Below are 9,164 nucleotides of genomic sequence, written 5' to 3'. Positions count from 1 at the left end.
TATTATCGCGGGGTGGAGCAGTCCGGTAGCTCGTCGGGCTCATAACCCGAAGGTCGCAGGTTCAAATCCTGCCCCCGCAATACGGTCTGGTAGTTCAGTTGGTTAGAATGCCTGCCTGTCACGCAGGAGGTCGCGGGTTCGAGTCCCGTCCAGACCGCCACTAAATTGTGGCTCAGTAGCTCAGTCGGTAGAGCAAAGGACTGAAAATCCTTGTGTCGGCGGTTCGATTCCGTCCTGAGCCACCATTTTAATAAAAAATAAATATAGTAATGGCGGGTGTGGCGAAGTGGTTAACGCATCGGATTGTGGTTCCGACATTCGTGGGTTCGATTCCCATCACCCGCCCCATGATGCGGGTGTAGTTTAGTGGTAAAACCACAGCCTTCCAAGCTGTTGTTGTGGGTTCGATTCCCATCACCCGCTCCATAATGGGCCTATAGCTCAGCTGGTTAGAGCGCACGCCTGATAAGCGTGAGGTCGATGGTTCAAGTCCATTTAGGCCCATCCTATTATTATTCCGCAGTAGCTCAGTGGTAGAGCTATCGGCTGTTAACCGATCGGTCGTAGGTTCGAGTCCTACCTGCGGAGCCATATGGAGAAGTACTCAAGTGGCTGAAGAGGCGCCCCTGCTAAGGGTGTAGGTCGGGTAACCGGCGCGAGGGTTCAAATCCCTCCTTCTCCGTTCCTATTGGCCCCTTGGTCAAGCGGTTAAGACACCGCCCTTTCACGGCGGTAACACGGGTTCGAATCCCGTAGGGGTCATAATCAAAACCTGATAACTTATGTTATCAGGTTTTTTTGTTTTTTAGCATGAAAAATTCCAACGTTATCTGTCTCTTTTCCACATGCAATCAAAAACCAATCTCCTCCAGACGGTCTATCTATGCCTCTTAATAATCCTTGCTATAACTATCCTTTTCATCAAACAATAAAATGAAAACGCTTAAATTACTATTCAGTGAATAATATTTTTTGAAAAAAGCAATATTTTTCTGTCGAAACACAGAGAAATAATTGTCGAATAAGGTTGAAACCCGGGGAAAATTGAACTTTTAACAAAGATAGACGTCGAAATTGTCTGAAAAGATAAAAAAGTATTTTGAGGAATATGACCCAATTGCATATATAATTGTATTTTGAAATACATATTCTCAGATGAGGAAGAGGAGAATCATGACAGTCAATACATTTTTACCAACTGACTATCAGCTGCATCTATTTCATGAGGGAAACCTTTTTCAAAGTTATCAGTTATTTGGTGCCCATATCGTTAGTGATTCCCATCAACAATATACACGATTTTGTGTTTGGGCCCCAAATGCCTTTCAAGTAAGACTTGCAGGCGATTTTAATAACTGGGATGGCCGTGGATATGAATTGCAGAGGATGAATGAAGAAGGCATATGGATCATAGTCGTTGATCAAGATCTGAAAGGGCAGACTTATAAATATGAAATTACGACTAAATCAGGGGAAACGATGCTTAAAGCAGATCCATTTGCCTTTTATTCTGAAGTAAGACCGAATACTGCATCTGTCGTTTATTCCCTGAATCAATATAAGTGGCATGACAGCCAATGGATGAAACGAAGGTCCGATAGTAATTCCTTATCGGAGCCAATCATTATTTATGAAGTCCACTTGGGATCATGGCGAATAAAGCAGGACGGCAGCTATCTTACATACAAAGAATTGGCCGAGGAGCTGATTCCTTATGTAATTGAGCATGGTTTTACACACATCGAGCTGCTGCCGCTTGTCGAGCATCCGCTCGATGACTCTTGGGGCTATCAAGGGACAGGGTATTATGCTGTTACTTCAAGATACGGAGAACCAAACGAGTTTAAATATTTTGTTGACCAATGCCATCTTAATGGAATTGGGGTCATCCTTGATTGGGTACCGGGCCATTTTTGTAAAGATGCTCATGGATTATACCGTTTCGATGGTACACATCTATACTCCTATGAACATGCCGCTGATAGGGAAAATATTGTTTGGGGAACAGCGAATTTTGATCTGGGTAAAGGAGAAGTTCAAAGCTTTTTAATCTCTAATGCATTATTTTGGATGAATGAATTCCATATCGACGGTTTTCGGATGGATGCAGTTGCAAATATTATTTATTGGCCGAATACCGGTGATGAAAAACGTGAAAATCCATTTGGTATTCATTTCTTAAAAAAGTTAAATCAAGTAATTGAACAATACGATCCACATTTTTTAATGATTGGTGAAGACTCCACGGAATTCCCCCATGCTACTGCACCGGCACGCTACGGGGGATTAGGTTTTGATTATAAATGGAATATGGGCTGGATGAACGATGTTTTGGAATATATGCAAACTCCGCCTTTTGCAAGGTCACATGTCCATTCAAAAATAACGTTTTCACTTTTGTATGCTTTTTCTGAAAACTTTATGCTCCCATTTTCACATGATGAAGTAGTTCATGGGAAAAAGTCCTTGCTTGATAAGATGCCAGGTAACTATTGGGAGAAATTTGCCCAGTTTAGGCTGTTACTTGGCTATATGTTTGCCCATCCAGGGAAAAAGCTGCTGTTTATGGGATTTGAATTTGGTCAGTTTGCCGAGTGGAAGGATAAAGATCAATTAGATTGGAATTTGTTGGATTATGAAATGCATCAGAGAATGAATCTATATGTAAAAGTACTGATACAGGTTTATAAACGCACTAAAGCACTTTATGAACTGGATCATTTACCGGACGGATTTGAGTGGATTGTTGTGGATAATGCAGAGCAATCAATTTTCACATTTATCCGAAAGGGGAAAAAAGAAGAGGATTTGTTAATCTTTGTTTGTAATTTCACAGGTGTAGCATACACGGATTATAAAATAGGGGTTCCCGCCCCAGGGCCATACCGCGAGATTTTTAACAGTGATCAATTGGAATTTGGCGGCAGCGGCGTCATCAACAAAAAGACAATAATGGCGGCTTCTGAGCCATTTCATGGGAAACCATATTCACTTCATTTATCAATAGCCCCGTTTGGGTTTCAAATGTTAAGACCAGTGAGAAAACGGAAGGAGCGTAAAGGGAATGGTAAAGAAAAAATGCGTGGCCATGCTTTTAGCAGGAGGGAAGGGGAGCAGGCTGAATGAATTGACAAAGGATTTGGCAAAGCCTGCTGTACCATTTGGAGGAAAATATCGCATCATAGATTTCACCTTAAGCAATTGTGCTAATTCCGGTATCGATACTGTAGGAGTATTAACGCAATATCAGCCACTATTATTAAATTCTTATATAGGGATTGGCAGTGCCTGGGATCTCGATTGTAAAGATGGGGGAGTAACAGTATTGCCTCCGTACAGTGAGTCATCTGAGGTTAAATGGTATACCGGTACCGCAAGCGCTATTTATCAAAATTTAAATTACTTAAAGCAATATCAGCCTGATTACGTTTTAATTCTTTCAGGCGATCATATATACAAAATGAATTATGAAATGATGCTTGAATTCCATATTGAAAAGAATGCCGATGTGACGATTTCCCTAATTGAGGTACCTTGGGATGAAGCGAGCCGGTTCGGCATTATGAACACGGATGAGGATATGAGAATAGTAGAATTTGAGGAAAAGCCGGCTCATCCTAAAAATAATCTTGCTTCCATGGGTATTTATATTTTCAGCTGGAATATACTTAGGGAATATTTAGAAACAGATGCACAAAACATTGAGTCAAGCCATGATTTCGGAAAAGACATTATTCCATCGTTACTGAAAGATAGGAAAAATCTATTTGCTTATCCGTTTAAAGGGTATTGGAAGGATGTTGGTACTGTCGAAAGTCTTTGGGAGGCCAACATGGATCTGTTAAAGGATGATTGCGGCTTAGATTTATTTGATAACAGCTGGAGAATCTATTCGGTTAACCCTAATCAGCCGCCGCAGTACATTTCACCGGATGCTGTAGTAAAAGAGTCCTTAATAAACGAAGGATGTACCATTGAAGGAGAGATTGAGCATTCTGTCCTATTTCAAGGGGTATCTATTGGCACCGGCTCAATTGTGAAGGATTCAGTGATCATGCCGGATACGATTATAGGTGAAAATTGTTTCATCGAGAAAGCAATTGTACCACATGATGTTCTGATTCCTGACGGGACGGTTATTCGTTCCTTTGACGGCGAAGTAATACTTGTAACGAAGGAAATGTTAAACGGTTTATATCCAGCATATTAGTTAATGTTTTTAACCGCCAGCTGGTATCGAAGCAGTTCGATTTCAGCCGGGCATGGAATAGAGAAACTGGAGGGACTTTGGAGTGAAGAGAAAGCTATTAGGAATTATTGATGCTACAACCTATCATGAAGATTTAGAAGATTTATTAACTCACCGTTCATTGGCAGCACTTCCTTTTGCCGGGAGATATCGAATCATTGACTTCGTGCTCTCGAACATGGTGAATTCAGGTATAAGAAGCGTAGCGATTTTTCCAAAAATGCAGTACCGTTCCTTAATGGATCATTTAGGTTCGGGGAAGAACTGGGATTTAAACCGTAAGCGTGATGGCCTGTTCTTTTTTCCATCAGCAATAGTAGACAGCGAGTATACTAGAGTTGGTTCATTTGACCTGTTTGCTGCTAATATGGATTATTTTTATCGCAGTACACAGGAATACTCATTGATCAGTAATTGTTTTACCGTCTTTAATATGGATTTCCGTCCATTATTGAATTGGCATATGCGCTCAGGCTGTGATATTACCGAAATCCATCATAAGGATGGAAGATCGCTGGAATTATATCTTATTAAAACTTCACTCCTTATAAAGCTGATTGAAACAAGGCATCAAACAGGGTATACCTGCATGAAGGATGTTGTTCACTCTCCACATCATGGGTATTCAATTTGCCACTATGATTATAGCGGCTATGCAGTCATGATCGATTCAATTGAAACCTACTTTTCTACCAGTATGAATTTACTGCAAAAGAATCTATGGAAAAATCTATTCTTAAAAGAACAGCCCATTTTAACAAAAGTAAAGGATGAGCCGCCAACGAAATATGTAAAAGGCTCCGATGTAAAGAATGCGATGATTGCAAATGGGGGATTAATCAACGGTTCAGTGGAAAATAGTATCGTTTCCCGCGGTGTGAAAATAGGAAAAGGAACCGTCATAAAAAATTGCATTATCATGCAAAAATGCCACATCGAAGATAATTGCTATTTAGATTCGGTCATTTTAGATAAGGATGTCAAAATTGAAGCAGGGACTAAACTAATCGGAACAGCAGGGTCACCATATGTGGTTCGTAAAGGGACGAAGCAAGGAGCGTTGATGAACTCGTGAAAGTATTATTTGCCGTATCAGAATGCGGACCATTCGCAAAATCCGGGGGGCTTGCGGATGTTGCCGGTTCACTTCCAAAAGAGCTAAAAAGTTTGGGTACTGATGTAAGAGTTATTCTGCCCAAATATGGCACGATTGCCGAGAAATATAAAAAAAACATGAAAAAGGTAAAGGAGTATACCGTTTCAGTCGGCTGGAGAAACCAGTATTGCGGGATTGAGGAATTAATTTACCAAGGTGTTACCTTCTATTTTGTCGACAATGAGTACTATTTTAAACGAGAAGGGCTCTATGGCTATTTTGACGACGGTGAACGGTTTGTCTTTTTTAACCGAGCGGTACTCGAAGCAATCGCCCAACTGAACTTTTTCCCGGATGTGCTGCATTGTCATGATTGGCATACTGCTATGATTCCTTATCTCCTAAAAACTGAATACTATAAGGAGCGAGGGTACGGGCTGATTCACACCGTTTTTACAATTCATAATCTCCAGTTCCAAGGGATCTTCCCAAAGGAGGTTTTGGGAGATTTATTGGGTCTTGAAGATCAATTACCTCATTATCAGAAGCTAGAGTTTTACCGAAACATAAATTTTATGAAAGGTGCCCTTATCGCTGCGGATAAAATTACGACGGTTAGTCCTACTTATAAAGAGGAGATTCAAACGGATGTCTATGGTGAAAAACTCAATGGACTTCTAAAGGAAAGAGATGACGACCTGAATGGAATTTTAAATGGGATAGATGAAGATTTTTATAATCCTGTTCAAGATCCGCTGATCTTTCAAACTTACAGTGTAAATGACCTGGCTAAAAAAGCGGTAAATAAACGCGAAGTCCAAAAGCAATTTGGGCTGAGGCAAAGTTCGGGAACACCGCTGTTAGTCATGATTTCAAGGCTTACCAAACAAAAAGGGTTTGATCTTGTAAAATGTGTATTAAGAGAAATTCTTCAAGAAGATATACAAGTGATTATGCTTGGAACTGGTGATTATGAATATGAGGACTATTTCCGTCAAGCGGCAAGGGTTTATCCGGAGAAGCTTAAGGTGCACACCGGCTTTAACGAGGAATTAGCACATAAGCTGTATGCTGCGGCAGACCTCTTTTTAATGCCTTCCCTATTTGAACCATGCGGCCTTGGACAGTTAATCGCTATGAAATATGGGGCCATTCCAATTGTCAGGGAAACTGGTGGTTTGAATGATACTGTTAAGGCATGGAACGAGTTTAGCGAGCAGGGGAATGGATTCTCATTCCAAAATTTTAATGCCCATGATATGTTATACACCATTCAAAGGGCACTTGGTTTTTATCATAATAAACAGGTATGGCAGAAGATTGTCAAACAGGCAATGGAAAAGGATTTTAGCTGGGCACAGTCAGCTTTTAGTTATAATCAGCTCTATGCCGAACTTGTCTCAAGGAGTGAATCACATGTTTTCTTCGAAAGAAAAATTTAAGCATACCTTTTTAAAAAGGCTTGAGATGCTGTTCGGGAAGAGCTTTTCCGAAAGTACGCCACGGGATCATTATCAAACGCTTGGTCATATGATTCGTGAATTCGTCAGCAATGATTGGATTACAACCAACGAACGTTATTTAGCTACAAAGAATAAACAAGTTTATTACTTGTCGATTGAGTATTTATTAGGAAAGCTTTTACGGCAAAATTTAATGAATCTTGGTGTTGAGGGAATTGTCGAAGAGGGACTCGGGGAGCTTGGAATTGAGTTAACGGGGCTAGAAGAATTAGAGCCTGATGCAGGCTTAGGAAACGGCGGCTTAGGAAGACTTGCCGCCTGTTTTTTAGACTCATTGGCTTCCCTTAATCTTCCGGGACATGGGCATGGTATCCGCTATAAGCACGGTTTATTTGAGCAGAAGATTGTCGATGGATATCAGGTGGAGCTGCCGGAGCAATGGCTGAGGAGCGGTAATGTCTGGGAGGTTCGCAAAGCGGATTTGGCGGTCAGTATCCCGTTTTGGGGCAAAGTAGAAAGCAGAAATGAAAACGGCCGGCTCGTGTTTCGTCATTTACATGCCGAAACGGTTACTGCTGTTCCATACGATGTGCCTGTAGCCGGCTTCAACACGAACACGGTCAATACGTTACGGCTCTGGAATGCTGAGCCGGCACAATTCCCGTTTCATAAGGATGTTTTAAAATATAAGCGGGAAACTGAAGCTATTTCAGAGTTCTTGTATCCAGATGATACGCATGATGAAGGGAAAATCTTACGGTTGAAGCAGCAATATTTTCTCGTATCTGCCTGTATTCAATCGATTTTAAGGTCCTATCGGAAACAGCACTCAAGTCTTGAACAGCTGCATGAATATGTTTGTATTCATATTAATGATACCCACCCGGTGCTGGCGATTCCAGAATTAATGAGAATCTTAATAGATGAAGAGGGGCTGGATTGGGAACAGGCATGGCATATTACCACAAACACGATTTCATACACCAATCATACAACCTTGTCTGAAGCGCTGGAGAAGTGGCCAGTTCATATTTTTCAGCCGTTGCTGCCAAGAATTTATATGATTGTTGAGGAAATAAATGAGCGTTTTTGCCGTCAGCTCTGGGAAGAATCCCCCGGTGACTGGGAACGGATCAGCCAGCTTGCGGTTATTGCCGACCATTATGTCAAAATGGCTCATTTGGCAATTGTCGGCAGCTTCAGTGTGAATGGAGTGGCAAGGCTTCATACGGAAATCTTAAAGGAGCGGGAAATGAAGCCATTTTTTCATCTCTATCCTGATAAGTTTAACAATAAAACGAATGGGATTGCGTACCGCCGCTGGCTGTTAAAAGCCAACCCGGCACTTTCAGCTCTTATTACAGAAAAGATTGGATCATCATGGACACAATCGGCACATGAACTGACACAATTACTTCAATACCAAAATGACCATACTTTCTTAAGACAGCTGGAAAAAATCAAAATAGATAATAAGCAAAAACTTGCAGACATCATTTATAAACAAAATGGTGTAGCGGTTGATTCAATGGCCATTTTTGATGTTCAGGTCAAGCGGCTCCATGCGTATAAAAGACAGCTGCTTAACGTCTTGCATATTATGTATCTCTTTAATCGCATCAAAGAGGATTCAAGCTATGAAATGACGCCAAGGGTGTTTGTTTTCGGGGCAAAGGCATCACCGGGGTATTATTATGCAAAAAAGATTATCAAATTAATCAATACGGTAGCTGATAAAGTTAATAATGACCCGCAGGTGGGTGATCAGCTGAAGGTGATTTTCTTGGAAAATTACCGCGTCTCTTTAGCGGAAAAAATTTTCCCGGCGGCAGATGTTAGTGAGCAAATATCAACCGCCAGTAAAGAAGCGTCTGGAACAGGTAACATGAAGTTTATGATTAATGGGGCCTTGACATTGGGAACGCTCGATGGTGCGAATGTTGAGATTCATGAGCTTGTTGGCGACGATAATATCTTCCTTTTTGGCTTAACGGCGGAGGAAGTGCTGCATTATTATCGTCATGGAGGATATGAATCAGTTGAATATTATCATCTTGACCAGCGGATCCGCGAGGTCGTGGATCAGCTGGTCAATGGCTTTTTCCCTGATGTGTACAATGAATTTGAACCGATTTTTGATTCGCTGCTAGGTGAAAATGATCAATATTTTGTGTTGAAGGATTTTGCTGCTTATACTAATACACAGGAAAAAGTTGGGGAAGCATTTAGGGACACTCTTGGCTGGCAGCAAAAGAGTCTTATAAACATTGCCCATGCAGGTTATTTTTCAAGCGATCGTACGATTAAGGAATATGCAAAAGATATTTGGGGAATACGTCCGCTTTATTAGAAACAA

Annotated in this window: 5 protein-coding genes and 9 tRNA genes; all 14 read left to right on the top strand. The window is 41.1% G+C overall.

Annotated features, from left to right (window positions below; translation table 11 throughout):
• The first annotated feature begins 6 nt into the window (after positions 1-6).
• The 14 genes from A6749_RS06115 to A6749_RS06050 all read left to right on the top strand — a co-directional run bounded on the left by A6749_RS06115 (position 7) and on the right by A6749_RS06050 (position 9,158).
• Positions 7-80, top strand: a tRNA-Met gene (locus A6749_RS06115).
• A 3-nt stretch (positions 81-83) separates the two neighbouring features.
• A tRNA-Asp gene (locus A6749_RS06110) sits at positions 84-160 on the top strand.
• Between the two features lie 9 nt (positions 161-169).
• Positions 170-245, top strand: a tRNA-Phe gene (locus A6749_RS06105).
• A gap of 27 nt (positions 246-272) precedes the next feature.
• Positions 273-348 (top strand) — tRNA-His (locus A6749_RS06100).
• 4 nt (positions 349-352) lie between these two features.
• A tRNA-Gly gene (locus A6749_RS06095) sits at positions 353-426 on the top strand.
• Between the two features lie 4 nt (positions 427-430).
• Positions 431-504 (top strand) — tRNA-Ile (locus A6749_RS06090).
• Positions 505-516: 12 nt separating this feature from the next.
• Positions 517-591: transfer RNA gene (locus A6749_RS06085), tRNA-Asn, on the top strand.
• 3 nt (positions 592-594) lie between these two features.
• Positions 595-682, top strand: a tRNA-Ser gene (locus A6749_RS06080).
• 8 nt (positions 683-690) lie between these two features.
• Positions 691-762: transfer RNA gene (locus tag A6749_RS06075), tRNA-Glu, on the top strand.
• A 411-nt stretch (positions 763-1,173) separates the two neighbouring features.
• The gene (gene glgB / locus A6749_RS06070; protein ID WP_066386257.1) at positions 1,174-3,126 is read left to right on the top strand and encodes a 1,4-alpha-glucan branching protein GlgB; all 1,953 of its coding nucleotides are present in this window, start codon (positions 1,174-1,176) and stop codon (positions 3,124-3,126) included.
• Positions 3,065-4,210, top strand: coding sequence for a glucose-1-phosphate adenylyltransferase (locus A6749_RS06065; RefSeq protein ID WP_066386254.1), 1,146 nt, complete (start codon positions 3,065-3,067; stop codon positions 4,208-4,210). Before glgB ends, A6749_RS06065 begins: the two co-directional genes overlap by 62 nt.
• Before the next feature lie 82 nt (positions 4,211-4,292).
• A complete protein-coding gene (locus A6749_RS06060; protein WP_066386253.1) occupies positions 4,293-5,324 on the top strand; it encodes a GlgC family sugar phosphate nucleotidyltransferase in 1,032 nt (343 codons plus the stop codon).
• Entirely contained in the window at positions 5,321-6,787 is a 1,467-nt protein-coding gene (gene glgA / locus A6749_RS06055; RefSeq protein ID WP_066386252.1) for a glycogen synthase GlgA, read from the top strand. Before A6749_RS06060 ends, glgA begins: the two co-directional genes overlap by 4 nt.
• On the top strand, positions 6,762-9,158 hold the full coding sequence (locus A6749_RS06050; RefSeq protein ID WP_066386249.1) for a glycogen/starch/alpha-glucan phosphorylase: 2,397 nt from the start codon (positions 6,762-6,764) through the stop codon (positions 9,156-9,158). Before glgA ends, A6749_RS06050 begins: the two co-directional genes overlap by 26 nt.
• The last annotated feature ends 6 nt before the right edge of the window (positions 9,159-9,164 follow it).

Source organism: Neobacillus mesonae (assembly GCF_001636315.1).
Classification (GTDB): Bacteria; Bacillota; Bacilli; order Bacillales; family Cytobacillaceae; genus Neobacillus; species Neobacillus mesonae.
The sequence above is the reverse complement of the archived record's forward strand: the minus strand, read 5'-3'. Positions and strand labels throughout refer to the sequence as shown.

Bases quoted from the DNA above. Each gene is read 5' to 3' on its own strand.
- glgB (WP_066386257.1), top strand. From the start codon at position 1,174: ATGACAGTCAATACATTTTTACCAACTGACTATCAGCTGCATCTATTT.
- A6749_RS06065 (WP_066386254.1), top strand. From the start codon at position 3,065: ATGGTAAAGAAAAAATGCGTGGCCATGCTTTTAGCAGGAGGGAAGGGG.
- A6749_RS06050 (WP_066386249.1), top strand. From the start codon at position 6,762: ATGTTTTCTTCGAAAGAAAAATTTAAGCATACCTTTTTAAAAAGGCTT.